Here is a 26061-nt window from a genome sequence, read left to right as displayed (position 1 = left end):
CCGCGATCAACCTTGGATGTACGACTGGAACCAGCGCGTGAACTCGGCGTCCACGCGCTTGGCGTCCGCACCGATCACCTCGTGCCGCATGCCCGAGATCGTGACGAGCTCCGAGCCCGGAATTTCCTTGTGCCCCAACGCAGCCGGTTCACGAACCGCGATGTCATCGTCCGAACCGACCACAATCAGCAACGGCACGTCGATCTCGTTCGCACGCTGCACGTAGTCGTAGTACTGGGCGACCTGACGCGACTCCGCCGACCAGTTGTACGTGATCCCCATGTGCCGTTCGTTGGCCGCGATCACCGGCGACAGTTGGGTAACCGGGCTCACCACAGCACCCGCAGCGATCGGAATCTCGCCCCTGGCAATGACTTCGTACGCAACCATCGATCCAGCCGAACCGCCGGCAACATACACCGGTCCATCCGAAATGGACAGTTGCTTACGCAGTTCAGCCACGGCGGCAGGGAATTCGTCAGCGGCTTGCTTGGTCACCGGACCGAACACGTTGAGCACAACGTCCTGCGCCGACAGCGCGTAGAATTCCTCGTCGCCACCAGACAAAGCCCGCCTGCCGGACATCGGAAGTCCGAAGTAGACGCGCCACGCGGGCAACTCGTTCATCGGCACCGCTTCGGCCATCGCCACATCGGTGCGCGGTTCGTCCATCAAGTGCCACGTCACCACGAGCGGTGCGGGTCCATCGACGCCTGCTGGCTCAAGAGCAACAAATGGAACACCCGCCGCGAAACCGACAACACTCACTTCGACCTCCTGATTGGCTGATGCCTATAGCAAACAGCCTGGTCAGGGGTACGTCCAACAGCCATAACGGCCGTGAGCACAACCGGCGGTTGTGATCGGACACAACCGCCGGTTGTGATCGGCTATCCCTCGCCGAGGTAGGCGGCCCGCACCCGCTGGTCGGCCAGCAGGTCGATACCGGGTCCCTCAAGGGTGGTTGAACCAAGGTCGATCACGTAACCGCGGTCCGACAACGCCAATGCCGCCAGCGCGTTCTGCTCGACCAGCAGAATGGTCGTGCCGCCAGCCTGCAGTTCCTTGATGGTGTCGAAGATCCGCTGGGTCATGATCGGCGAAAGGCCCATCGACGGCTCGTCGAGCATCAGCAGCTTCGGCTTGGACATCATCGCCCGGCCGATCGCCAGCATCTGCTGCTCACCACCGGAGAACAGGCCTGCCTTGTTGTGCCGCCGCTCGCCGAGCACCGGGAACAGCTCGTACACGCGCTGCATGTCCGCTTGGATCCCGGCCTCGTCGTCCCGCACGTACGCGCCGAGCTGCAGGTTCTCCTCGACTGTCATCCGGCCGAACAGCCTGCGGCCCTCCGGGCAGTGCGCGATCCCGCTGGCCAGGATCTCGTGCGCCGCCTTGCGGTGGATCGGCTCGCCGTTGAACAGGATGTCGCCGCGAGTCGGGCGCAGCAGACCGGAAATGGTCCGCAGCGTGGTGGTCTTGCCAGCGCCGTTCGCCCCGATGAGGCTGACGATCTGGCCTTCCTCCACGAAGAACGACACGTCACGGACGGCTTCGATGGCACCGTAGGCGACGCTGAGGTTGCGAACCTCCAGCAACGGGCTCACTGGTTCACTCCCTTGTCGTGCTCGCCGACCAGCTCGGCCGCGTGCTGCACTTCGGCCTGCACTTCCTCCGGCGGCTTGCCGAGGTAGGCCTCGATCACGTGCGGGTCGGCCCGCACGACCTCGGGCCGCCCTTCGACCAGCAGCTTGCCCTGCACCAGCACGGACACGTGGTCGCAGAGACCAAAGATGAACTTCGTGTCGTGCTCGATCACCACGACCGAGATGCCGAGGTCGCGGATCTTGAAGATCAGCTGCCTTGTCGCCTCGGTCTCCTGCGGGTTCATGCCTGCCGTCGGCTCGTCGAGCAACAGCACCTGCGGGTCGGTCGCCAGCGCGCGGGCGATCTCCAGCCGCCGCTGGTCACCGTAGGGCAGGTTACGGGCGAGCTCGTCGCCCGTGCGCCCGATCCCAGCGAAGTCCAGCAACTCCTGTGCCCGCTTGCGGGCATCGGCCTCGCCCTTGCGGAACCTCGGGCCACGGAAGATCGTGGCGATCGGGCCCTGCTTCATCCGGGCGTGCCGTCCGACCATGACGTTCTCGATCGCGGTCATGTTCGGGAACAGCCGGATGTTCTGGAACGTCCTGGCGATACCCGAGATGGTCACCGCGGCCGGGTCGCTCGGCAACTGCTTGCCGTCCAGCAGCACCTGGCCCTTTGACGGGGTGTACAGGCCGGTTAGGCAGTTGAAGAACGTGGTCTTGCCCGCGCCGTTCGGCCCGATCAGGCCGACGATCTGGCCACGGTCAAGCGTCAGCGAGACGTCCGACAGCGCGGTCAGACCGCCGAAGATCATCGTGACGCCCTCTGCCCTGAGAATGGGAGCAGTCATCGCGCCGGTACCTCCTGCGGCCTAGGCTGTTCCGGTTCTTCTCCCGGCGGTCCTGCCTCGTCGATGGCATGGCCTTCGGCGTCCTCACCGGCCAGCTCCGCTCGGCGGTGCCGGTCTGGAATGAGGCCCTGCGGCCGGAACCGCATGATCAGGATCAGCGCGAGACCGAACAGCAGCAGGCGGTATTCGGAGAACGCCCGCAGCTTCTCAGGCAGCACGAACAGCAACGACGCACCGAGCACGGCGCCTGGGATGGAGCCCATGCCACCGAGGATGACCGCCGCGAGCAGCGTCACCGACTCCATGAACAGGAAGCTCTCGTAGCCGACCGTGCTGGTCTTGTGCGCGAACACCGCACCGGCGATACCGGCGAGCACCGCGCCGCAGAGGAACGCGAGGATCTTGGCCTTGCCGGTCTTGATGCCCATCGCGCGGGCCGCGTCTTCGTCCTCCCTGATGGCGATCCACGCCCGGCCCATCCGGCTGTTCTTCAGGTTCGCAAACACGGTCATGACCGCCGCGATCAGCAGGATGATCAGGAAGTAGTACAGCACGCCGGACGGCAGCTGAACGCCGAACAGGACGATCGACTCGTTGTACGCGGTCCCGTCGAACCACTGCAGCGGCGGGATGTTCGGGATCGCGTTCGATCCGCCGGTCAGCCCGCCGATGTTGTTGCGCGCGGCGATCTGGAAGATCTCACCGAACGCCAGCGTCACGATCGCCAGGTAGTCACCACGCACCCGCAGCGTCGGCGAACCGACGATGGCGCCGAAGATACCCGCGATCGCCGCGGAGATGATCACCACGAGGTAGAACGGCAGGTGCACGCCAAGTGCCGACGCGGCGGCACCGGACAGGTTCGCCGCGACGAACGCGCCGATGCCGAGGAAGGCGACGTATCCGAGGTCGAGCAGACCCGCGAGGCCGACCACGATGTTCAGGCCGATCGCGGTCGCCGCGTACACACCGATGTTGGCCGCGACCGTCATCCAGTACTCGGTACCGGCGTCGGTGAACGGCAACAGGAACGCGCACAGCAGCAGCACGACGATGCTGAACGCGCGGTGCTGCTCGGACAGCTTGGAGATCCACTTCAGGATGCCGAGACCCGACGCGGCGGCGATCAACGCGCCACCGAAGCCGAGGAACGACAGGAAGATCGGGCCCGAGTACGGGTTGGCCGCACCGCCCTGGCCACCGGCGGTCAGCGTGAGCGACACGAGGTAGAGCAGCACGCCGAACGAGACCAGCAGACCGAGGTAGGCCACCGGCAGCGGCAGCTTGGTGTTCCAGCTCGGGACTTCGCCGAGCTGCTGGCCGCTCGTGCTGAGCGCCAGCAGGACACCGGCGATGATCGTGGCGACGCTACCGAAGGCCGTACTGCCGTCCGCGGCCGTGACAGCACCGAGGCCGCCGCCTTCGCTTGAGATGAAAGCGAAGTGCACAAGGCCGATGACGAAGATGCCGATGCCGAGTCCACGAAGGACACGAAGCTGTCCTGGCACCTTGATGACCGCGCACAGCACCGCCACGATGCCGACGAGCAGCAGCTCCCACCGGAAGCCGGTGACCTCGAAGGGAGCGTCGAAGAACTGCAGTGTCGCCTTGTCCGGCCACGCGCCCTTGTTGAGCACGAACGTGGACCAGGGAAGCAGCGCGCCGACGATCGCGAGTACCGCGCCGACGATGCCGACCACACGGGCGACCGACGGGCTGAAGAGGGCTTTCGTCTCGCTCATGCGCGTACCCTTTCGGTCTCACCGAACAGGCCCTGCGGCCGGAAGACCAGCACTGCGATCAGCACAACGAAGATCCAGACGTAGTCATATTGCGTGCCACCTGGCAGGTACTGGCCGGCAATGGTCTTGACAAGACCGATGATGAACCCGCCGATGACCGCGCCACGGATACTGCCGATACCGCCGAGCACGGCGGCGGTGAACGCGAAGATGCCGTTCTGGAAACCGATGTCGATGCTGATGTTGGTGAAGTGCACGCCGTAGAGCACGCCTGCGACACCGGCGAGCACGGCACCGATTCCGAACGTGAGGACAATCGTGCGGTCTGGGTTGATACCCATCAACCGGGCGATGTCCGGGTCCTGCGCGGTCGCTCGCATGGCCCGGCCCATGCGCGACTTGTTGATGTACATCTGCAGCAGCGCGGTGAGCACGATCGTCACCACGACGAGCAGAATCCCGGTCTTCGGGATCACCAGCGTGCCGATGTCGACGCTTCCCTCGAGGAACACCCTCGGGAAGGGCAACGGCGCCGTGGCACCCGGGTAGAAGATCCGGACGGCCTCTTTCAGGGCGACCGACACACCGAGTGCGGTGATCAGGGGTGCGAGCCTCGGGGCGTTTCGCAGCGGTTTGTACGCCAACCGCTCGATGATCAGGGCGAGCACCATGGAGACGACCGCACCAGCGATCACCATCAGTGGCAGCGTGATGTACCACGTGCCCTTGACGCCCTCCGGTATGGCCCAGGTGAACGTCGCGAGCGCGCCGAAGGCCCCGACCATGAAGATCTCGCCGTGGGCGAAGTTGATCAACTGCACGATGCCGTACACCATGGTGTACCCGAGTGCGATCAGACCGACGGTCCCACCAAGGATCACACCGTAGACCAGCTGCTGTAGCAGCGTTGACACAATCTACCTCCAACAAGGCGGGGGCAGGTCTTTTCTTGACCTACCCCCGCCAGACCACCCCGCCGATCGGGCGGAGCTTGCTAGTCCGCTATGCGATTGTCAGCTCAGTTGGTGAGCGTTCCGGTCTCCACTGGCTGGAACTTGCCGCCACTGATCTGGTAAACGGTCAGCAGCTTGTTGGTGCTGTCACCGTACTGGTCGAACGCGATGTCGCCGTTGGCACCCTTGATCTTCGTGCTGCCGATGTTCTTGAGCAGTGCTTCACGCTGCGACTCGCTCCAGTCACCAGCGGCGACCGTGCGGGCAAGACCATCGATCAGGGCGTTGGTCGCGTCGAAGGACATCGCACCATATGCGCTGTAGCCCTGGTCCTTAGGGTACTTGGCGTTGTAGGCGTCGATGAAGGCCTTGGCCTCGGCCAGCTTGTCAGCCGGGGCACCGACGGAGGTGGCCAGGTCGCCCTCGGCTGCGGCACCGGCCAGCTTGCCGTAGGTGTCGTCGACGATGCCGTCGCCGCCCATCAGCGGAATCCGCAGACCGGCTTCCTTGAGCTGCTTGGAGAACGGACCAGCGGCGCCGTACTCGCCGCCGTAGTAGACAGCGTCGGGAGCGAACGGCTTGATCTTGGCGATCACGCCGGAGAAGTCGGTGTCCTTCTCCTGGACCTTCTCGCGGGTGACGATCTCGGCACCGAGCGCCTTGGCCTTCTCGGTGAACTCGTTGGCGAGGCCCTCGCCGTAGGTCTTACCGTCGGCGACGACGGCGATCTTCTTCTTGCCTGCCTTGCTGACGAGGTAGTTGGCCGCGAACGGGCCCTGCGCGTCGTCGGTGGTGCAGACGCGGAAGTAGTTCTGGAACTGGCGCGACGGCGCGGTCTTGTAGTTCTCACCGCGGGTCAGCGACGGGTTGGTGTTCGCCGGGGACATCATGGCGATCTTCTTGTTGGCGAGGATCGGCTGGACAGTCTGGGCGACTGAGGAGTTCAGGGTGCCGATCACGCCGACCACGCTCGGCTCCGAGGACAGCTTGGTCGCGGCCTGCGCGCCCTTTGCCGGGTTCTTCTCGTCGTCCTGCGGGTCGAGGACCAGCTTGTAGCCCTTGACGGTGCACTTTTCGTTAGCCTGGTTAACGGCAAGATCCGCGGAGTTTCGGATACCGACACCCAGCGCAGTCAATTCGCCACTGAGCGGAACGACAACACCGATGGTCAGAGTACCTTTGCTGGTGTCGCACTGATTTCCACCGGCAGCATTACCACCCGGGGTTTCCGTTTTATTAGTGCTGCACGACGCAATCAACAGTGCGCCAGCCGCGAGTACAGCAGCTGTAGCTACCTTCTTACGCACGAGACAATCCTCCTCGGTGCCGGGTTACGTAATATCCGCAACCCGCATTTCGCCCCCGCCTGCGAGGAGCGCTGGGCGGAACTTAGGCGATGGACCAGCCGACAGTCAGCAATCCCTGCGAGAGCGTAACCAGAACGCAACGTTGGCGTACGTTGAGCGGACACTTCCGCCGTTCCTGCTAACCGCTGGCGTTGGCTTAGCATAGACTGCCCGAGGTGACTCGACGCGCCCGCATTAGCGCAGGGGTCCTAGGTATGTGTCTTGTCCTCGGCGCAATCATCCTGTTACGCAACGATACCGACGACCCGCAGCCGGACAGGTTTCCCAGTTTTACTGTCGACGCAGTAGATCCACCGCGCCCGGCGCAGTCCGTACCGCCGCCTGGACCAGTCCGATTGTCGCCAGGGCCGAACCGGCTGCGACTCGCGTGGGCCGACGGGTTGCCTGGCGGACAGCCGATTGACGGCGTCACGGGCTACGAAGTTCGGTGGGGCGACCAAGTTCGTGTGGTCAGTGAGCCCACTGTCCAACTGGACGGGCTGTCCATGCGAAACCACGACATCGAAGTGCGGTCAGTCGATCCGTTCGGCAGGCGATCGGAGCCCGCCCGGGTGACTGGAATGCCTTCCAGGGAAGCAAGATTCGCCCTTGATTACGTTGACGAGTTCGACACCACCGACACCGTGCACACGGAAGTCCAGGGTTCGCAATGGCATGTGTCTGGATACAAAGGCTGTATCGACATGGGGAGCGAAAAGGCGCCAAAGAAAGCCAGTTGATCGTGCAACTGGGGTGCGGCGCCGACGATGTCGTACTGCGGTCGCGCTCCGCGTTCCAGTTGGTACGGGGTGCGGGCAGGGCAACGGTGGTGACGGACGCGGCCGGGCCGTACGGAGGCCTGAATTTCGACTTCGTACCAGGCAATCCAGACAGGGTTGGCGCCAGGAACACCCCCTCGCCGCCGCTGCCGCCCGGCGCGATCCGAGTATCCATTTCAGACAGTGGCGTCCGCGTCATCAGCGGACCGGACAACGCCAGCGGCACGTTCGAACCGGCCACGGTGCAGCCGGCCAAGCGTGGAAGCGGTGTGCTGCACAAGTTCGACGTGGTGTTCTCACCGGCGGGAATCCAGGTGTTCCAAGACGATTCGCTGGTGACGATGAGCGAGGTCGTACCGAAGTGGACGACCTCGACGATGCTTGTGGGGATGATCGGACCACCGGGTCGCCGCACCCGCCTGCACCTGGACGCGGTGGGGATGTCATCGGTCGTGCCGACGCAGGAGAAAGTGGTGGAATTCGGTGCTGTGCTGGGGACACAGCGAGTCCTGCGGCCGCAGGAGAACGCCCCCGGTCTGGGCGTCAGCCGCCAACCGTTGATCGGTGCGACAAGCGCGCGACTGCGGACAACCGTGACGCTGGGAGCGGGCGCGGACCCGAACGGGATGTCGTTGCAGATCGGTGATCGAACCGTGCCAATGCATCCAGCGACACCAGGATCACCAACGAATCCAGGCTCGGACGTGACACTGGAAGCGACGCTGCCGCCGGAGTTGTTCGGTGGTGAAGCGCCTTCGTTGAGCCCCTTGGTGATCAGAGGCCAAGGGACAGGAGCGGTGCTCGAGTCCTATTTGGAGATATCGGGGACGACGCCGGAACGGAGGGTGCCCGACGCCCGGCTGACGCCCCGGTTCGCGGCGCTGCCGACAGTAACCGTAAGGCTACGGGACGCGAACGGAATCGATCTCGGAAAAACGGCGTCGGCGAATAAGCCATTCCAGTTGGAAATCACCCTGGATCCAAAACTGGCGCAGCGAGAAGCGGACGACGTGATGCCGATGCGAGGATTCGAGGTCTACCTGAATGAGAGGCGAATAGCAGCGGTCCCGACGGATATTCAAGGAGCAGCGACCGGCGGAACCTATCACCTGACGGTGCGCTCGACGGAAGAATTGCCGGGTGACCAGACCCTTGAGGTCAGAGTGCACCCGGCAGATCAGACAAGGCAGCCTTACTCGGCCCGCTTCGACGTGCAGCTACTCAACTGAGGTTTTCCACAACCGCCTCGGCAACAGCCTTCATAGTGGTGCGCCGGTCCATGGCGGTCCGCTGGATCCACCGGAACGCCTCAGGCTCAGTCAGGCTCTGCTTGCTCATCAGAAGCCCCTTGGCCCGCTCGACAACCTTGCGGGTCTCGAGTCGGTCGGTGAGTCCGGCGACCTCATTCTCGAGAGCCTGCATCTCAGAGAACCGGCTCACGGCCAGCTCGATAGCCGGAACAAGATCATGCTTGGCGAACGGCTTGACAAGGTAAGCCATAGCGCCAGCGTCCCGCGCCCGTTCGATGAGCTCCCGCTGGGAGAAAGCGGTGAGGATGACAACGGGGGCAACGCGGTCGCCAACGATGCTCGAGGCTGCCTCGATGCCGTCCATCTTGGGCATCTTGACGTCGAGGATGACAAGGTCAGGCTTGAGCTCGGTAGCCATCCGCACAGCCTCTTCGCCGTCCGCGGCCTGGCCCGCGACCTCGTAGCCCTCTTCGTTCAGCATCTCGACGAGATCAAGCCGGATGAGCGCCTCATCCTCAGCGACGAGCACGCGTCGCTGCACACGGGCCTCGGTAGCCACTTCGGTCACCGGGGTCCTCCTGTCGCTGTAGGGGTACGAAAGCCGAAACAGCAGCGTACCGGGGTGCGGCCGACGGCGCCGTAACCAGGAGAGTTATCCGACACACACCCACCCCCAACCCCACCGAAGCTGATCGCGTAAAGTTCTCCCCTGTCAGCCCCCGTAGCCCAATCGGCAGAGGCAGCGGACTCAAAATCCGTCCAGTGTGCGTTCGAGTCGCACCGGGGGCACGTACAGCATCTACACAAGCACCTGCTGCCTGAGCAGGCGTTTCTTGTGTAGTTATCATGGTTTCGGTGATCCTCTCCGCCGCGTGGGCGATCTGGGGTAGTTGGTCTGCGGGCAGCTTAATGGTGATGGTGACGTGGTCTCTGTCGTCGTGCAGGTGGACGGCGAGTTGGGTGATCTCGAACAGCTTCCGGAGCAGCAGCTCGGGCGCCTCAGCGAGATTGAGCGCCATGTAGGGCAGCGCATCCAGCAGCTCCATGTCCGCAGCGTTCGGGCGGCCTGGCTCGGCCTCGTCGGCGGCGTCGAGCTGGGCAATGGCCACGAGCGCGGCGGTCTTCTCGGCGTCCAGGTCGTTGTAGGTGCCGCGTAGGGCCTTGGTGAACGGGTCGTTGGGGTCGCCCTCCTGGGCCTGGCGCACGATCGAGTTCTGGCGCCGCGCCACGTCGGCAATCACTCGTTGCAGCCGTTCCCGCTCCGCCTGGCGTTCGCGGGCAGCCCGGTCGTCGAGCCCGGCGAGGTCGGCCGCGAGGATCTCGCGGCGGTGAGGGCCGAACACTCGGTCGGCGAAGAACCGGGACACCGCGTCCAGCAGGGCGTCTTCTCGGATGTAGACGGCTTTGGGGTGGCCGACGTATTTGTCGGGCCGTCCGCGGTTGTTGTTGCGGGGCCAGCACATGTAGTAGGCGCGGTTGTGCCGGTGGTTGCCGAACATCCGCCGACCACATCCGCAGAACACCGTCCCCCGCAACACATACGTCCGCCGCGTCTCGGGGTGAGCGTTCTTGTTGTTGCCGTCCCGGGAGCCGCGTTTGGCTTGGCGGCGGGCGGACATCTCGTCATACATCCACTTGGGAATCAGTGGCTCGTGCGCGGGTTCGGTGGACCACACCCACTTCACCGGGTCGTTGACCTTGCCGTGCCGGGAGCGGGTGGCGCGGCGGTTGAACACCTGATAGCCGGTGTACTTCGGGTTCTTCAGCACCTCGTACACGCTGGTCTTGCCCCACGCGCCGCGCGCTCGTTTCTTGCCGGGCGGCACTGGGGGCGGGTACTTGACCGGGTCGGCGTTGAGTCGCTCGGCGATGGTGTCGTAGCCGAGCCCTTCGTGGTAACGCCACAGCGCGATCTGGGTGACGGTCTCGCCGCGCACGCCGTCCGGCTCCAGCCGGGTCTTGGTCTGCCCTTTGGCGGCTTTGGTCGGGTTGGGGTGCCGGAAGGTCTTGGCCTTGTAGCCGTAGGGCGGTTTGCCGATGTTCCAGCCTTCCCGCACATGGGTGCACAGGCCGCCCCAGGACTGTTCGAGGGTGTTGAGGACTTCGTACTCGGCGACCGACTGGTTGATCCGCCGTTGCAAGATCCGCTGTGCCCGGCTTCCGGTCAGGGTGATGGGTTCGTTGGCGGCGAACAGCGGCACCTCGGCGCGCTCCAGCTCGCGCTCAATCGACAGGCCTTCGAAGGTGCGGCGGCTGACGCGGGAGACGGATTCGCAGATCACCACGTCGAATCGGCGGCCGGGATGCCGGGCTTCGTCGAGCAAGTCGGCGATTCCGCCGTCGCGGGCGATCGGGATGTCGAACCGCTCGTAGTTGTCCCCGTGGCCGCGTGCCTCCAGTTCCATCCGCCCGGATTCGACGTCGTAGAAGTGGACCACGATCACCCACGACTCGGGAATCGCGGTCTTGGAGTTTCCCAACTGCCGCAACAGGGATTGCCGTGGGTCCTGCTGGTCCTCCGTGGACGTACGGCCAAGGAACGCCACCCGGACTTCGTCCCGCAGCAACGCCACTGACATTCCCAACGGCGAGACGGCATAGTCCGACAGGCCGGACGGCCCTGACACGGGCACGGTCGCCGACAGCGACGCGGCCCGCCGGGTCAACGCGGGCGCGGGCGGGTTGACCGTCACCTCATCGGGTGCGCGGTCAGGTGTCATGCGGCTTCACCATCCTCAATGGATTGATCAGCATCGGTTTGTTGTTGAGCAGCAGCCCAGTCCAGAAGATCGCGGATCACGTCGGCGAGTTCACCGCGCAACCGTTCGGCTCCGACGCCGTGAATGTGGTTGACCTGACCGGAATACGTGCGGTCACTGCCGCGTTTCCGCTTCTGATCATACCACCAGACCGGCTGACCAGAGCCGGTTTCCGGCCGATTCTCTGTTCCGTCAAAGGGTTTTCGCGTCAGTGGAACCACTACCGCGTCCCGGTCATCATCGCCTGGGTTGTCCGGGGTGTTGTTGTGGGCGTGCATGGGGTACCTCCGCCTACCCGCGAGCCCGCTCATCGGCGGGAGGTCGCGGGTGCCGTCGCGGTCACAGGGCAACCGTCGATCAGCCAGACCCGCCAGCCCGTGGTCACCAGCATCCCCTTGACACCTCCGGCATGGAGGGTCCGTGATCAGGGCGCTTGGCCGCGCCGTCACGCGCGATTCCAGGCTGGGCGGCGTCAACGCTGCGCAACCCGTGCCGCTTCGACTCCCCGACTGCCGTAGCACCGCCGGGGCCAGCGATCACCGGTTGACTGAACCCTCATCACTGTCCACCCGAGACACCGGGCGAGACTGCCGCCGAGACCGGCGAGACAGGGGCGAGACAGGGGCGAGACTCCGTGTCTCGGTGGTCTCGCTGGTGTCTCGGAGTCTCGGGTTGGCGTCCCGGCGCGGTCTCGTCGCAAGCGAGACCACGGTGGACAGTTCGACGCGCACGCGGGTCCAGATTTCCTCGCTGTGTAATGACGGCGGGCCGAGGCGAGCGATCCTGGCGGGCCGTCGTCGGTGTCGTGTGGCGGATCACGTCATCGTCGTTCATCCCCTCCGGTACCTGGGAGCGTGCGGAAGCCGGTGCACATAGAGGGATTCAGGCGGCCCAGCGCCGAGGCTGCTGGGTGTTCGGCCACGCGGGAGCTACCGGCGCGCAGTACGCGTCGTCATCGGCGTCGGTGTCGTCGTAGAGCGTCACCTCGTCGAGGTCGTGATCGTCGTCCGGGCAGCCTGCCGAGTCCGCGGGCTCGGGCGGTGTGTCGATGCGGCGCAGTATCTCCCGGTCGTTCGGGTCGAACGCCGCCTCGCTGAACGGCTGGATGGTGTTGGTGGCGCGGTGTTCGACAGAAGGACCACGCACCGGCAGTTCGGCCAATCGGTACCGGCGAGGCACAGTGTCACCGCTGTGGGGCGTCCACACGCCCCAGATCGGCCCGGCCGGGCCGTTGGCATGGCTGTGGTCGCGGGCCGCTGTCGCGATCACCAAGCCGGGGTCATAGCCGCCCAGGTCGCGGCGCAGCGCCGCCCGCAGGGCGATCTCCCGCCTTGTGGAGTGCACCGAGAACAGCAGGACACCGAAGGCGTCGGTTGGGAAGGCCGTGTAGTCGTCGATCTTGTTCGTGACCTTCGTGAGGGATTCGGTGCCGGTGTCGTGTTCGAGGAAGAACCGCACCGCGTGGCCGTGTTCCTCCCAGCAGCCATAGCCATCCGGACGCAACCGGATATCAGGCCCGCCGCCCTGGTACTTCACGAAGAACTCCGTGCACCGCTTCTCCGGCCACCACTGCGTCAGCCCGCTCACCTCACCCTCGCGGCCCATCTCCCGCAGCCGGGCCGGGTTGCGGTGCGTGGCCAGCGCGCAGAAGAAGTCATTGACGCCGAGCTGGTGATCCAGCTTGGGCCACAGCCCGAGTCGTTCCAGGCGCTCGGTGTACGCCTTGGGCGCGGACGGTTTCTCCGCGCGCTGCGCGGCGATCAGCCGGGCGCCGAGGTAGCCCAGCGCGTAGCGGGTCTGGCTCGTCCCGCCGCGCAGATAAGACTCGCGGAAGGCAAACACCACACCCAGCTCGCGCAACTGCCGCAGCCGGTCCTGCGCGCGCCGCACCGAGGTGAACTCGATCGCGGCGATCTGGTTGGTGGTCAGCACCTTGTGCTCGGCCAGCAGCGCCAGCAGTCGCCGGTCCCGGCCGACCAGTCGGAACCACAGCGACGAGTTCGGCTCCCCGACCCGCCGGCCGCCGCGCCCCGCGCGCCCCCGATGATGTGTGGATTGGTGAGGATTACTCCTCAGTCGGCCTTCCGCCCGCTCCCGCCGATACCACCGTTGACCAGCAGTTTCAGCGATAGCGTCGTCGGCGTGTGGGCTGGCGGATTCAGAACGCCGGGGCTGCGCCGAGCCAGACGCGCTGCCAAACGCCGGTCCATCCGCAGCTACTACGTCACGACCACCAGCGCGGTCAGCACCACCCGTCATGATCACCACCGCCTTCCACCCGGAGGAGCCAGGAGATCCCGGCACCCCTTAACTCCGGATTTCGACCCCAAAATCCCGGGCGGTTACCGAACCGTGACCAAAGTGTGTCCCTGTGGGTGACGCCACTACACGCTGTCGATCCTCGGCGAACGCTGACCATGATCGACCATCCCTTCCATTGTGCCAGGGAAAAGCCTTGCACTACTGAAAGCCGATTTTTCGGTCGATTTTGGACACCGTCCCGACCAGTCGTGATCAGGCCGTTATCCCACCGTTGGGGGCGATGAGGGGCAGGTCGTCGGCGGGAAGCCGGATGGTGAGGGTGACGTCGTTACCGTCGGCGTGCAGGCGGACAGCGAGGTGGGTGGTGTCCAACAGGCCCCGGAGTAACTGTTCGGGTGCCTCGGTGAGGTTGTCGATGAGGTAGGGCAGGGCGTCCAGCAGCCCGGCGTCCTGCCCGGTGGGCCGGACGGGCACGTCGGTCTCGGCGGCGTCCAAGTCTGCCAGCGCGGCGAGAGTCGCGCGGCGTTCAGCGTCGAGGTCGTTGTAAGTCTGCCGCAACTGTTGGCCGAACGGGTCGTCCGGCTCGCAGTCCTGGGCCTGGCGCATGAGGTTGTTCTGCCTGCGGGCGAGATCGGCGAGAGTACGCTGCAGCCGGTCTCGGTCGGCGTCTCGCCGTCTCGTCTCGTGGTCCTCGACGGTGGCGAGATCGGCGGCCAGAAGATCTCGACGGTCGGGGGCGAAGACGCGGTCGGCGTAGAAGGCTGAGACCGCTTGCAGGATCAGGTCTTCGCGGATGTAGGCGGCCTTCTCGTGCCCGGCGTACTTGTCCAGCCGTCCACGGTTGTTGGCGCGCGGCTGACAGCTGTAGTAGGCGGAGTGGTGGCGGTGGCTGCCGAACATCCGCCGCCCACACCCGTGAAACACCAGCCCCCGCAACACATACGTCCGCCGCGTCTCCGGGTGGGTGTTGGGATCATTGCCGTCCCGGGAGCCACGGTTGGCCTGTCGGCGGGCGTTGAGTTCGTCGTACATCCACTTCGGAATCAACGGCTCATGCACCGGTTGCGGTGACCACACCCATTTCACCGGGTCGTTGACCTTCCCGTGGCGGGAGCGGGAAGCGCGCCGGTTGAACACCTGATACCCGGTGTACTTCGGATTCCGCAGGATCTCATACACGCTGGACTTGCCCCACGCGCCCCGCGCCCGCTGTTTCCCTGGCGGCTCCGGCGGCGGGTACTTCACGAGATCCTGGTTGAGGCGGTCAGCGATGGTGTCACAGCCGAGCCCGTCGTGGTAGCGCCACAGCGCGATCTGCCTGACCGTCTCCGCGCGCACCCCCGTCCGGCTCCAGCCGGGTCTTGGTCTGCCCCCTTCGCGGCCTTCGCCGGGTCGGGATGCCGAAAGGCCTTGGCCTTGTACCCGTACGGCGGTTTGCCGATGTTCCCACCCTCCCGCACATGGGTGCACAGCCCGCCCCAGGACTGTTCCAGAGTGTTGAGCACCTCGTACTCCGCGACGGACTGGTTGATCCGCCGCTGCAACACCCGCTGCGCCCGCGACCCGGACAGCGTGATCGGCTCGTTCGCGGCGAACAACGGCACCTCCGCCCGCTCCACCGAGAGCCCTTCGAAGGCCCGCCGGGCCACCCGCGGGATCGATTCGCAGAGCACCACATCGAACCGCCGCCCCGGATGCTGCGCTTCCGCGAGCAGGTCGGCGATGCCGCCGTCGCGGGCGATCGGAATGCCGAACCGCTCATACCTGGTGCCCTGGCCGCGCTGGTCCAGTTCCATCCGGCCGGACTCGACGTCGTAGAAGACCGCGACGATCACCCAGGACTCGGGTAACGCGCTTCGGCAGGTGCTCATCTGCCGCATGACCGACTGCCGGGGGTCTTGCTGGTCCTCGGTGGAGGTGCGGGCCAGCACGGCAACCCGGACCTGGACCTCGTCGCGCAACAGCGCGGCCGGCATGCCCAGCGGCGACACCGCGTAGTCCGACAAGCCCGATGGACCCGACTCCGGCACCGCCCCGCCGACTTGCTGACCCGGCCAGGTTAGCGGGGGCCGATCGGCCGGGTCACGCGGGTGTGTCATCGGCTGTACCGCCCTCACCGGTATCCGTGTCGGATGTCCCGGTTTGTTGTTTCGCCCAGTCGAGCAGGTCCCGAATCACGGCGGCGAGGTCCTCGCGCAACTGGTCCCCCTCGGGGCCGCTGATGCGGTCGACGTGCCCGGTGTAGCGGCGGTGGTGTCCGCGTTTCTGTGGTTGGTCGTACCACCATGCCGCGTCGCCGGAACCGATGTCCGGCACACTCCCGAGGTCGTCGGGTGCGGGACGCGGCGACGGAATACCCAGAAGGGACGCGTCGCCGCCCCACTGGTTGTCTGGGTCGTTGTCCGATGCGAGATCGGCCCCCCATGAGATGTTCCCCCCTGTTTCGCTGTGTGTCTCCAATGCAGTGAAGGCACCCGGCCTTCACGCAGCGTGATGGCCAATCACGAACCTCAGGGGGCGCGGGCAACCCCGCGACCAGTACACACGCTGGATCATCGACAGTAGCACCACATTGGACACTGTCGCCCGTGTACACACACCGTCACCAGACGCGATGGCCACGGGGCAGGGGTTCAGAGACGCGGCTCGTTCAGTCATCTGCACGAAGCTTGCATCCGCCCGTGAGCTGCTGGTGACGCCGCTGTTCAGGTTTGCGGCGGCACGCCATCCATCGGTCGGGCGGCGAGGAAGGAGTGAGAGCATGACTAATGCGATTGCGCAGAGCTTCCAAGCATGTGTACCTCTTGGCTGGGAGGCTATGGGGCGATCTGCTGGTGGTCATGGCAGAGTGGATCGGCCATGAGATCGAAAGGACGGCGAGGTGGACTCGGACCGCTGGGTAGAGGTGAGCCCGTCCCAGTTCACCCACGAAGCCGAGGGGTTGCGGCTGATCAGGGATCTCCTCCCGGATGTCGAACCGTTCCGTGCGTGGTCGAACTTCGAGTTCCGTGACGTTCGTGGCCGCTGGCATGAGGTCGACCTGGCGGTCCTCGGCCGCGATACGCTGTACTTGATCGAGCTGAAGTACTACTCCGGACGCCTGCGCGGCGACGACCACCGCTGGCGGCGTGACGGCCATCCAGCCGAAGACTCTCCACTCAAGCTCGCTCACCGCAAGGCCCAGTACCTCGCCAGCCTCCTCAAGGAGCGGTTCCGGGAGTACCTGAGGTCGAAGGGAGAGCACAACGTCGATCTCCGCGACTACATCCCGTTCGTGCAGGAGGCCGTTTTCCTGCACCACCCCAACCTGCGGTGCGAACTGCCCGAGTACGCCCGCCGAGGCATCTACGGACTCGAAGGCCAGCAACACGTATCCGGCCTGCAACCGCTGTCTGAGCTGCTGTTGGCTCCAGCCCGGCACGAGCCGATCAGCGCGAGGCAGTCGGCGATCTTTGCCGCTCTGATGAAGCAGATCGGTCTAGTGCCCAGGCGCCAGCGTGAAGTCGGTTCGTGGGTCATCGACGACGAGCCGCTCGCTGACGGGGACGGATGGCAGGACTGGCCTGCATTCCATCGCGTCACGACGACCGACCGGTGCCGCATCCGCTTCTACATCCCGGAACCGGGCAGCGGGTCGGCAGCCGAGCGGAAGGTGGAACGGCGTGCTGAGTACGAGTACCGGCTGCTGTCACGGCTGCGGCACGACGGTGTCCTCACTCCACGTGACCTGGTCAAGGCTGAACTGGGCACCGGCCTCGTCTATACCGATGACCATCGGCTGCGTCGGCTTGATCTGTGGTTCGCCGAGCAGGAAGACGGACTGCCGCTGCGCGAGCAGCTCGACATCATCAGGCAGGTCGCCGAGGCACTGCACTACGCGCACCGACACCGTGTCGTACACCGAGGGCTGGCACCGTCTGCGGTTGCCGTGCGTGAGCGCAGCGGTGGCGGACTGGCGGTCGTGGTCAGCAACTGGGAAGCGGCCGGAACGGTACCCGCCATGAGCGCGACGCAGCTGTCAGCCTCCGTTGTCAGCGAGGAGGTCACGCCTGGCCTTCCCGGGAACTTCGCCGACGAGGACGAGTTGTTCGCGGCCCCGGAGGGCAGGTGGATCGCGGGCGCCGACCGTATTCGCCTCGACGTGTTCGCCCTAGGGGCACTGGCCTACTATGTCCTGACCAACCAGACGCTTCCCGCCCAGGACCGCGGTGCGCTCGTCGAGCGGCTGCGTCGGGACGGTGGTCTGGACGTGGCTGCCGAGCTGCCCCAGGTGCCGTCGGCGATCCGCCAGCTCGTGCTGGACGCCAGCAGTCCGCGCCCCTCGGAGCGCACGGCCAGCGTCGCAGACTTCCTTGAGCAGCTGGCCGCCGCCGAGGAGAGGTTGTTCGCGCCGACCCTGCGCGAGGACGTGGATCCGCTCGACGCAGGGCCGGGCGCGCTGTTGGGCGGCAGATATAAGTTCCTCCGTCGGCTCGGCTCCGGGTCGACCGCCGTCGGCCTGCTGGTGGCTGACGAGGCCGCCGGTGGTAAGCAGCGGGTGCTCAAGGTCGCCAAGGATGCGGCAGCCGAGGCACGGCTGGAGACCGAGGCGAAGGCGCTCGGCTCGCTCGACCACGATCACATCGTCGACTTCCTGGACATCACCCAGATCGGAGGACGGCAGGTACTCGTGCTCGCGTACGCGGGCGACGCCACTCTGGCTGAAGAGCTGGCTCGCAAGCGCGGACGCCTGTCTCTTGACCTGCTGGAACGGTGGGGGGCCGATCTGCTGTCGGCGCTGGTCGAGCTCGACCGTGTGGGGATCTTCCATCGGGACATCAAGCCGTCAAACCTGGGTATTAAGGCGCACGACAGGCGTTCCCGCCGAACGGCGGACTCCCGCCTGGTGTTGTTTGACTTCTCCATGTCAGGCACGGACCTGCGTGCGCTCGCGGCTGGCACGCCGCACTACCGCGACCCGTTCCTCGGCCAGGACGACCGTCTGACCTATGACAGTGCCGCGGAGTTGTACGGCGCGGCGGTGGTGCTATACGAGATGGCCACCGCCAAGCTCCCCCACTACGGGCGTGATCCTGATGCCGATCCGGCGAGCGTGCCGGATGATGTCTCGATCGACGGGGAGTCGTTCGATCCAGCCGTGCGGGAAGACCTCGAAGCCTTCTTCGCGACCGCACTGTCGCGCCATGCGAGCAGACGGCACGACACCGCCGAAGACATGCGCCGAGCGTGGACGAACATCTTCGAGCGGTTGGGCCGCCAGTCGTCTGGTGATCTGGAACGCGCAGCCACGGCCACGCTGGACAGTACACTCGGTGAGGCTGGTCTGTCGGCGAGAGCGGTGTCGGCTCTCGAATCTGAGGTGACCACCGTTGTCGACCTGCTCATGCTGGATCCGGTACGGCTGAACCGCCTGGTGGGCAAGGAGGCCAAGGCGACACGCACGGAGGTTCGCGACCGTGTACGGGAATGGCGAAAAACCTTCGCTGACCAGTTGGCTGCCAGGCGTGGGCGGGATTCGGCGCGACCGGAAATGCCGACTACGCTGCCTGACCCGGTGCGTGCCGCCGTGGAGTTGGCCAAGGCCGCGCGCTACCCCCGCTCGGAAACTCGGCAGAAGGCCGCAGAGTTGATCCTCGGTTTGGCGGAGGGCCTAGACCCGTTCGCCAGCCAGCAGGAGCTCGCAGTGGCCGTTGGCCGATCCGGCCCTCGGGGGCACCAACTGGTCAAGGAACTGCAGGACGCCTGGGCACGCAACGACCAGTGCCGCGACCTGCTCGATCAGCTGGTTCGGGTAGTCACCGCTTCGCTGGACACACTCGGTGGCGTGGCCACCATCAAGACGCTCACAGACGAGATCCTGGCCACGCTTCCCGACGTTCCGCCGAGCCAAAGAGACCAGGCGAGGCGGGTGGCCGCTGGCCTGCTGCGGCTCGCCCTGGACCGTTACGTCGAGTTCGAGCAAGCGGAGTCACATGCTCCACTGGCGAAACGTCGGCATGGGGGCAGGCTCGCGCTGGTCGCGACCCATCCAGCGCTGCTGGACGCGGCCGACGCGGTCGCGGAGGTCGCCAGCAAGCTGGTAGCTGCTGGCGGTGACGACGTCGTGCCGCAGCAGCGCGCCGCGCGGGAGATCCGCACCCAGTTCGACTCGGCTTTTCGGGCGGCGAGCGGTAGCGCCGACGGGCCACCGGCGATGACAGACCTGCGGCTGGTGCGACTGGCCGCCCAAGCGGCGACGGATGTGGGCTTGTCCACCCGAGGCGAACTGCACTCCCTCGGGCTGGCACAGCACGTCGCCGTCCGGTTGGCTCTCGCTGGTGTCGGCCACCACGAGAAGCTCAAGCCTGGCGAACTGGTCAACCGCGTGCGGGCCAGATTCCCTGACCTGGAGCCTCTACCGGCCCGGCCGGCCCTGGACGCGATCGTCGAGCGAGCCGGTATCGGGCTGCGCTTCGCCGACGGTGTGTACGGACCGGAGGTGAGCGCTCCGCCAGCCACAAGTGGTCTGCCCAGCCGGGTGGCGAGTGTGGTGCCGGAAGTGACCGAGTTCGCGCTGAGCCGGAGCGACCACCTGGACCGCCTACTGGCGGAGAGTCTCACCGCGCGGTCCTTCCTCGCCCTTGGCGTCGCTGTTCGGCGCTCGGACGAGGTGGACAGGGCGGTTACGACGCTGTCCCGGCGATTCGAGGCGCAGGTCGTCGACATCACCGGAGTGGTAATCGACGAGATGAGAGCGGTAGCCGAGCAGGCGGGCCTGCCATGGAACCTGGTTCGTTCCGCGGACGCGGCGGCTGCGGGCAGTCGGGACGCGCGCGGCCTGCGGGCTCTCGTCGAACGCGTCATGCCGCGGGTTGCCGAGCACATTGACAGCCTAGTTCTCGGTGAGGCGAAGGCTGACGAGCGCAAGCCAGTGATCCTGACTGAGCTGTCGCCACTGGCCCGCTACGGGCACCTCGGCGTGGTAGCCCGCTGGAGCGACCTGGCGGCACGGCGCAGCCGACCGGTGTGGCTGGTGGTTCCCCAGGTGCCATGGATGCGTGGCGCCGCCGTGGATGGAAAGCCGTTGCAGCTCGGGTCCAACGGCCAGTTCGTCCAACTAGACGCGGGATGGCTGGCCGCTCAGGAGCAGCACGAGGCTGTGACCGGCTAGTGTTCGGCGCCTGGCCTGAGCAGGTCGCTCACAATGCTGTAACAGACGGTGACGCGCTGTGGGCGAACGTCGATGGAACGACTGCTGGCCAGGAGTATGCCGTGGCAGAGTTGCCTCCTGGTTTTCGCGAACGAGACACGGACGGTGTGAGGGGCGACTGGTGGCAAAGCTGAATAGGTTGGTCGGTGAGCTGCGGGCGCAGGTCAAGGCACTGGAGGAGGACCTGCGCGCCCGCGTGGACGGACCCGATCTTCACGGCCGCCAGGAGGGCGTCTACGAGCGGTGGCACGCCGAATGGGAGGCGGCTCTCAAGGCGGAACGTTCCGCGGCGTCGTGGCAGGAGTGGCGCGACGACCGAGTGGTTCAGGCGGCGGTCGCCTGGGTGTTGCTGGCCGTGTTCGCCCGCTTCTGCGAAGACAACGAGCTGGTCCGCCCGGTGTGGATTGCCGGGCACACGAAGGACCGTAGGCAGCTCGCCCTGGACGCCCGGCGTGCCTATTTCCAGGAGAACCCGGAACACAACGACCGACACTGGCTATCGACAATCGTCGACTACTTCGCCGGCATGGGCGCCACCGCGGGCCTGGTTGACGAGTACTCCCCACTGCACCAGGTGGCACCATCCGGTGACGCGGCCCAGCGGCTGCTGGAGTTCTGGTGGGAAACGGATGCGGAGGGCGAGCAGCTCCTTCGCCGGTTCGATGACCCCAAGCTCAACACTCGGTTCCTTGGTGACCTGTATCAGGACCTGTCCGAACACGCGAAGAAGACCTACGCGCTGCTGCAGACACCCGAGTTCGTCGAGGAGTTCATTCTCGACCAAACCATGGAGCCGGCGCTGAAGGAGCGCCCGCTGGACGGCTTCCGGCTCATCGACCCTACCTGCGGCTCCGGGCACTTCCTATTGGGCGCGTTCCGACGGCTACTCGACCGCTGGTCCAAGCACGCGCCGAATCTGGATTCACGCACCCTCGTCCAAAGGGCGCTGGACGGCGTGCACGGCGTGGACATCAACCCTTTCGCGGTCGCCATAGCCCGCTTCCGTTTGATCGTAGGCGCGCTCAAAGCCACTAGTGAGCGGTCGCTGGAAAAGGCGCCTGACTTCCTGCTCAACGTAGCCGCAGGGGATTCCCTGCTGTTCGGCGCCCCCCAGCAGGCCCTAGGGGACGACATGTTCAGCTTCGACCAAGTCGTGTTTGCCTACTCGACGGAGGACCGCAAGGCCCTGGAGCGTCTGCTTCAGACGCGCGACGGTGAGCCCGTCGCCTATGACGTCGTGGTCGGGAACCCTCCATATATTACGGTCAAGGACAAGGCGCTAAATGCGGCGTACCGGACGCTATACAAGACGTGTCACAGAAACTATTCACTTACTGCGCCCTTTATGGAGCTTTTCTTTGGGCTTGCGACGCGTGGCGAACGGCCGGGTTGGGTTGCCCAGATCACTTCCAATTCCTTCATGAAGCGCGAGTTTGGGAAACCGCTGATCGAGGAGTTTTTGGCGAGGTGCAACCTGAGGGTCGTCATCAATTCCGAGGGTGCATGGATTCCTGGGCACAACATGGATGGCACACCGACGGTCATCCTTGTTGCTAGAAACGGCAGCCCCAATGGAAGTACGATCCGAGCGATCCTCAACAAAGGGCTACGCGAGAATAGAGATGTTGGAAACGAGGGCGATGGCCCAGGGCAATAGCAAAGTCGTTGTTGCTGTTCAGGGGGTAGATGCGGCCAGGAGCGGGAGGATTCTCATGCGGTCGGCGGCGATCCATTCCAGGGTGCGTTTGATCTCGGTGAGTCCAGCCAGGCGGATCAGGCCGATGGCCAGATTGCGGAGCATGGCCATGGCGTGAGCACCGTTGCCGGTGTAGGCGTGCTGGTGGTCCTCAGCGAACACGACGTCGCGGACCCAGTGGATTTTGTTCTCGATGCCCCACTGACCCCGTACCAGGCCACCAATGTCCCGAGCGGACGCTCGCTCGGTGTTCAGGCTGGTCACGCCGTATGCGATCTCTTTGTGGACGCGTTGCCCGGCGAGGTTGAACACGTCCCGGCGGATGCGGAAGACCTGGGCGGCATGAGGGAAATCGACGCCCTCGGCGACGGTCGCCCAGATGGCCCGGCGGGTGATCCGCCCGTGGCTGCGCTCGTCGTCCACATGGTCCTCCGACCCTGGGGCAGCAGGCGGCAGCAGGGCTTGGACCTGGGCCAACAGGGTCGGCTGGTTGCCTTTGACAGCAAGCACGTAGTCCGCCTGCTTGTCGGACACCAGGTGCCGCGCGGTGTCGCGCTGGGTGTGCGCGGCATCGGCCGTGACCACCGCACCCGCCAGATCCATACCCGTGAGCAACGACTTGACCTGCGTGGTCTCGGTCGTCTCGTCGGGGACCCGGATCTGCGAGATGACCACCGCCTGGCCGTGACGCATCGCCGAGAACAGGCGCACACCACCGGAATTACGCACGGCCTTGCCGTCGATGGCCACCCCGTCGAAGCCAGCACAGCCGTCGTCGCCGGCCAGGGCCATCGCTCGATCAGCCAGCCAGTGGCACACCAGCCTGTCGGCGGCCTCGGCGTCCACCGACTCGACCACCCGGCGGATCGTGTCCGCGCTCGGCGCCACACGCCGTCCCGATAGGACGCTCCGCCGCGCCCCGACCAGCTCCAGCAACTCCTGCGGCAAGTCCTCGGCCCGGTCACCGGCCTCCCGGTAGTTCTTCGCCCCCGCCAATACCGCCAGCACCGTCACGGCCAGCACCGTGGCGATGTGATGCCGAATCCCCCGGCGTTTACGGGGATCGGCGACCTTGCCCAGCAACGCGACCAAGTCGGCTAGCTCAGCCGAGCCCATCATGACCGACGCATCGACGGGTACGCAGACGGCATGCGACACTGACACCAGCGGCCTTTCGACAGACGATCAAGAGCGTGAGAACTCACATCGTCCCATCGAAGGGCCGCATCTCCTTACCCACCAGGGAAAACCTCACCCCGCCCCACCACTCCCAAGATCAACCGACTTTGCTTTAGCCCTGGGCGATGGCCCCTACTGGCGCAGTATCGTAGAGCGAATTGAAGATCCGGGCTTCGAAAACGACTGGGTCAGCGTTGCCGACCTGAATCGTACCTCGTTGACAGTGCATCCATGGAGTCTGACAGGCGGCGGGGCTGCCGAGGTGTCTGAGGCGATGGAGTCGATATCGCCATCAAGACTAGGGGATCGAGTGGCTCGAATAGGATTTTTCGGGGTAACCGGAAATGATGACGCTGTGACGATTCCAGCGCCAACAGCCGACTCGATACGATATGCCGACTGCGACTACAGGCCTTTCATTATCGGTGATGACGTGAGGGATTGAGGTAATCTCACCAAGATTCTGGTTCGTTTGTTGAGCCGCGAAGCTGCTCGGACGAGCGCTGGTCGATGTGCTGGGGAGTGGTGAGACCCGGGGAAAGATGGGCGGGGAGCCCTTGGTAGAACTGGATTGCGAAGATCAAGTCCGGACCAGAAGGCTCCCCGTGATTGCGTATCGTGCCATGCTCGATGTCCCGCGTGAACTGGCCCTCTACCTCAGCCGGCTGCTGCACGCCGAACGCCGCCGACGCGGCACCCGCAAGAACAGCAGGGCGTTGACCTGCTTTCGCCACGCGGTGCTGGGCCTGCGCTGGTTCCGGCAGAACACCGACGTCCCCGCCCTGGCTCGCGATCACGGCATCTCCCGCGCCACCGGCTACCGCTACTTGGATGAGGTCGTCATCGTGCTCGCCGAGCAGGCGCCGGACCTGCATGAGGCCCTGCAGCGGGCCAAGGATGAGGGCACGGCCTACGTGATCCTCGATGGAAAGGTCTTCTCCGCCGATCGCTGTAGCGAGAAAACGTTGAGCGTGAAAGGCGAGCCGATCGACCTGTGGTACTCCGGCAAAGCCCGCGAGCACGGCGGCAACATCCAAGCGCTGTGCGCGCCGGACGGTTTTCCGTGGTGGGTCTCGGATGTCGAGCCCGGTTCACTCCATGACTTGACCGTGGCGCGCGAGCATGTGCTGGGTGCGCTGTACTGGGCCGCCTCGCACCTTGATCTGCCGACGCTGGCCGATGGCGGCTACGACGGTGCCGGCATCGGCGTGCACACCCCGGTCAAACAGCCTGCCGATGGCCAGGTCCTCGACGTGGACACCCGCACACGCAACGCTCTGCTGCGTGGCCTACGGTGTCTGGGCGAACGTGGTTTCGCCCTACTCACCGAACGCTGGCGCAGCCTGCGGCATCTCACCGCCAACCCCAGCAAGATCGGCGACATCATCAAAGCCGCCCTTGTCCTCACGCATTTCGAACACGGCAAGATCGCGTGAAAGTCGCTGAGATCACCTCATTATGTAGCCATTGAGGTAATCTCACCAAGATTCTGGTTCGTTTGTTGAGCCGCGAAGCTGCTCGGACGAGCGCTGGTCGATGTGCTGGGGAGTGGTGAGACCCGGGGAAAGATGGGCGGGGAGCCCTTGGTAGAACTGGATTGCGAAGATCAAGTCCGGACCAGAAGGCTCCCCGTGATTGCGTATCGTGCCATGCTCGATGTCCCGCGTGAACTGGCCCTCTACCTCAGCCGGCTGCTGCACGCCGAACGCCGCCGACGCGGCACCCGCAAGAACAGCAGGGCGTTGACCTGCTTTCGCCACGCGGTGCTGGGCCTGCGCTGGTTCCGGCAGAACACCGACGTCCCCGCCCTGGCTCGCGATCACGGCATCTCCCGCGCCACCGGCTACCGCTACTTGGATGAGGTCGTCATCGTGCTCGCCGAGCAGGCGCCGGACCTGCATGAGGCCCTGCAGCGGGCCAAGGATGAGGGCACGGCCTACGTGATCCTCGATGGAAAGGTCTTCTCCGCCGATCGCTGTAGCGAGAAAACGTTGAGCGTGAAAGGCGAGCCGATCGACCTGTGGTACTCCGGCAAAGCCCGCGAGCACGGCGGCAACATCCAAGCGCTGTGCGCGCCGGACGGTTTTCCGTGGTGGGTCTCGGATGTCGAGCCCGGTTCACTCCATGACTTGACCGTGGCGCGCGAGCATGTGCTGGGTGCGCTGTACTGGGCCGCCTCGCACCTTGATCTGCCGACGCTGGCCGATGGCGGCTACGACGGTGCCGGCATCGGCGTGCACACCCCGGTCAAACAGCCTGCCGATGGCCAGGTCCTCGACGTGGACACCCGCACACGCAACGCTCTGCTGCGTGGCCTGCGGTGTCTGGGCGAACGTGGTTTCGCCCTGCTCACCGGACGCTGGCGCAGCCTGCGGCATCTCACCGCCAGCCCCAGCAAGATCGGCGACATCGTCAAAGCCGCCCTTGTCCTCACGCATTTCGAACACGGCAAGATCGCGTGAAAGTCGC

At 65.5% G+C, this 26061-nt stretch carries 20 protein-coding genes, 1 tRNA gene and 1 pseudogene; 8 read left to right on the top strand and 14 right to left on the bottom strand.

Going from position 1 to position 26061, the window contains the following annotated elements; translation table 11 throughout:
* Positions 1–6 precede the first annotated feature (6 nt).
* The 6 genes from LWC34_RS02300 to LWC34_RS02275 form a co-directional block, all read right to left on the bottom strand.
* On the bottom strand, positions 7–768 hold the full coding sequence (locus LWC34_RS02300; RefSeq protein WP_233722735.1) for an alpha/beta hydrolase family protein: 762 nt from the start codon (positions 766–768) through the stop codon (positions 7–9).
* Positions 769–890: 122 nt separating this feature from the next.
* Positions 891–1607, bottom strand: coding sequence for an ABC transporter ATP-binding protein (locus LWC34_RS02295; RefSeq protein WP_233722734.1), 717 nt, complete (start codon positions 1605–1607; stop codon positions 891–893).
* Complete coding sequence (locus LWC34_RS02290; RefSeq protein ID WP_233722733.1) at positions 1604–2437, bottom strand: ABC transporter ATP-binding protein; 834 nt, start codon at positions 2435–2437, stop codon at positions 1604–1606. The genes LWC34_RS02295 and LWC34_RS02290 overlap by 4 nt, the downstream gene beginning before the upstream one ends.
* Complete coding sequence (locus LWC34_RS02285) at positions 2434–4179, bottom strand: branched-chain amino acid ABC transporter permease (RefSeq protein WP_233722732.1); 1746 nt, start codon at positions 4177–4179, stop codon at positions 2434–2436. The genes LWC34_RS02290 and LWC34_RS02285 overlap by 4 nt, the downstream gene beginning before the upstream one ends.
* Positions 4176–5093, bottom strand: coding sequence for a branched-chain amino acid ABC transporter permease (locus LWC34_RS02280; protein ID WP_233722731.1), 918 nt, complete (start codon positions 5091–5093; stop codon positions 4176–4178). Before LWC34_RS02280 ends, LWC34_RS02285 begins: the two co-directional genes overlap by 4 nt.
* A 104-nt stretch (positions 5094–5197) precedes the next feature.
* Positions 5198–6439 (bottom strand): branched-chain amino acid ABC transporter substrate-binding protein, encoded by a 1242-nt coding sequence (locus LWC34_RS02275; protein ID WP_308199951.1) that lies wholly within the window; start codon positions 6437–6439, stop codon positions 5198–5200.
* 215 nt (positions 6440–6654) lie between these two features.
* On the opposite strand from LWC34_RS02275, the gene LWC34_RS02270 reads away from it, so the two are divergent.
* Positions 6655–7218, top strand: coding sequence for a hypothetical protein (locus LWC34_RS02270; RefSeq protein ID WP_233722729.1), 564 nt, complete (start codon positions 6655–6657; stop codon positions 7216–7218).
* On the top strand, positions 7215–8486 hold the full coding sequence (locus tag LWC34_RS02265; protein WP_233722728.1) for a hypothetical protein: 1272 nt from the start codon (positions 7215–7217) through the stop codon (positions 8484–8486). The genes LWC34_RS02270 and LWC34_RS02265 overlap by 4 nt, the downstream gene beginning before the upstream one ends.
* Here LWC34_RS02265 and LWC34_RS02260 read toward each other — a convergent pair.
* The gene (locus LWC34_RS02260; protein ID WP_233722727.1) at positions 8479–9075 is read right to left on the bottom strand and encodes an ANTAR domain-containing response regulator; all 597 of its coding nucleotides are present in this window, start codon (positions 9073–9075) and stop codon (positions 8479–8481) included. The genes LWC34_RS02265 and LWC34_RS02260 overlap by 8 nt on opposite strands.
* Positions 9076–9222: 147 nt before the next feature.
* Between LWC34_RS02260 and LWC34_RS02255 the strand changes: the two genes are divergently transcribed.
* Positions 9223–9296: transfer RNA gene (locus tag LWC34_RS02255), tRNA-Leu, on the top strand.
* Positions 9297–9430: 134 nt separating this feature from the next.
* Entirely contained in the window at positions 9431–9664 is a 234-nt protein-coding gene (locus tag LWC34_RS02250; RefSeq protein ID WP_233722726.1) for a hypothetical protein, read from the top strand.
* A 264-nt stretch (positions 9665–9928) separates the two neighbouring features.
* Here LWC34_RS02250 and LWC34_RS58665 read toward each other — a convergent pair.
* The 6 genes and pseudogenes from LWC34_RS58665 to LWC34_RS02220 all read right to left on the bottom strand — a co-directional run.
* Positions 9929–10912: pseudogene (locus tag LWC34_RS58665) on the bottom strand (recombinase family protein); the annotation flags it as partial.
* Positions 10913–11223: 311 nt separating this feature from the next.
* The gene (locus tag LWC34_RS02240) at positions 11224–11544 is read right to left on the bottom strand and encodes a hypothetical protein (RefSeq protein ID WP_233722724.1); all 321 of its coding nucleotides are present in this window, start codon (positions 11542–11544) and stop codon (positions 11224–11226) included.
* 604 nt (positions 11545–12148) lie between these two features.
* Positions 12149–13525, bottom strand: a complete 1377-nt coding sequence (locus LWC34_RS02235) for a replication-relaxation family protein (RefSeq protein WP_233722723.1) — start codon at positions 13523–13525, stop codon at positions 12149–12151.
* 255 nt (positions 13526–13780) lie between these two features.
* Entirely contained in the window at positions 13781–14866 is a 1086-nt protein-coding gene (locus LWC34_RS02230) for a recombinase family protein (protein WP_233722722.1), read from the bottom strand.
* Positions 14770–15627 (bottom strand): serine integrase family protein, encoded by an 858-nt coding sequence (locus tag LWC34_RS02225; protein WP_233722721.1) that lies wholly within the window; start codon positions 15625–15627, stop codon positions 14770–14772. The genes LWC34_RS02230 and LWC34_RS02225 overlap by 97 nt, the downstream gene beginning before the upstream one ends.
* Positions 15611–15988, bottom strand: a complete 378-nt coding sequence (locus tag LWC34_RS02220; protein ID WP_233722720.1) for a hypothetical protein — start codon at positions 15986–15988, stop codon at positions 15611–15613. The genes LWC34_RS02225 and LWC34_RS02220 overlap by 17 nt, the downstream gene beginning before the upstream one ends.
* A gap of 421 nt (positions 15989–16409) precedes the next feature.
* On the opposite strand from LWC34_RS02220, the gene pglW reads away from it, so the two are divergent.
* Together pglW and pglX are read left to right on the top strand one after the other, a co-directional pair.
* The gene (gene pglW, locus LWC34_RS02215; protein ID WP_233722719.1) at positions 16410–20678 is read left to right on the top strand and encodes a BREX system serine/threonine kinase PglW; all 4269 of its coding nucleotides are present in this window, start codon (positions 16410–16412) and stop codon (positions 20676–20678) included.
* 160 nt (positions 20679–20838) lie between these two features.
* On the top strand, positions 20839–22374 hold the full coding sequence (gene pglX / locus LWC34_RS02210; protein WP_233722718.1) for a BREX-2 system adenine-specific DNA-methyltransferase PglX: 1536 nt from the start codon (positions 20839–20841) through the stop codon (positions 22372–22374).
* Between the two features lie 18 nt (positions 22375–22392).
* Here pglX and LWC34_RS02205 read toward each other — a convergent pair whose 3' ends face one another.
* Positions 22393–23577, bottom strand: coding sequence for an ISAs1 family transposase (locus tag LWC34_RS02205; protein ID WP_233722717.1), 1185 nt, complete (start codon positions 23575–23577; stop codon positions 22393–22395).
* A gap of 620 nt (positions 23578–24197) precedes the next feature.
* Here LWC34_RS02205 and LWC34_RS02200 point away from each other — a divergent pair.
* Both LWC34_RS02200 and LWC34_RS02195 read left to right on the top strand, forming a co-directional pair.
* Positions 24198–25028 carry a transposase family protein gene (locus LWC34_RS02200; RefSeq protein ID WP_233722716.1) on the top strand — a complete coding sequence of 277 codons (831 nt, stop codon included), beginning with the start codon at positions 24198–24200 and terminating at the stop codon, positions 25026–25028.
* A 195-nt stretch (positions 25029–25223) separates the two neighbouring features.
* Positions 25224–26054, top strand: coding sequence for a transposase family protein (locus tag LWC34_RS02195; protein WP_233722715.1), 831 nt, complete (start codon positions 25224–25226; stop codon positions 26052–26054).
* Positions 26055–26061 lie beyond the last annotated feature (7 nt).

This window comes from Kibdelosporangium philippinense, assembly GCF_021390435.2.
Classification (GTDB): Bacteria; Actinomycetota; Actinomycetes; order Mycobacteriales; family Pseudonocardiaceae; genus Kibdelosporangium; species Kibdelosporangium philippinense.
The sequence above is the reverse complement of the archived record's forward strand: the minus strand, read 5'-3'. Positions and strand labels throughout refer to the sequence as shown.

Bases quoted from the DNA above. Each gene is read 5' to 3' on its own strand.
- LWC34_RS02285 (WP_233722732.1), bottom strand. From the start codon at position 4,179: ATGAGCGAGACGAAAGCCCTCTTCAGCCCGTCGGTCGCCCGTGTGGTC.
- LWC34_RS02290 (WP_233722733.1), bottom strand. From the start codon at position 2,437: ATGACTGCTCCCATTCTCAGGGCAGAGGGCGTCACGATGATCTTCGGC.
- LWC34_RS02225 (WP_233722721.1), bottom strand. From the start codon at position 15,627: ATGACACACCCGCGTGACCCGGCCGATCGGCCCCCGCTAACCTGGCCG.
- LWC34_RS02235 (WP_233722723.1), bottom strand. From the start codon at position 13,525: ATGACGGGTGGTGCTGACCGCGCTGGTGGTCGTGACGTAGTAGCTGCG.
- LWC34_RS02240 (WP_233722724.1), bottom strand. From the start codon at position 11,544: ATGCACGCCCACAACAACACCCCGGACAACCCAGGCGATGATGACCGG.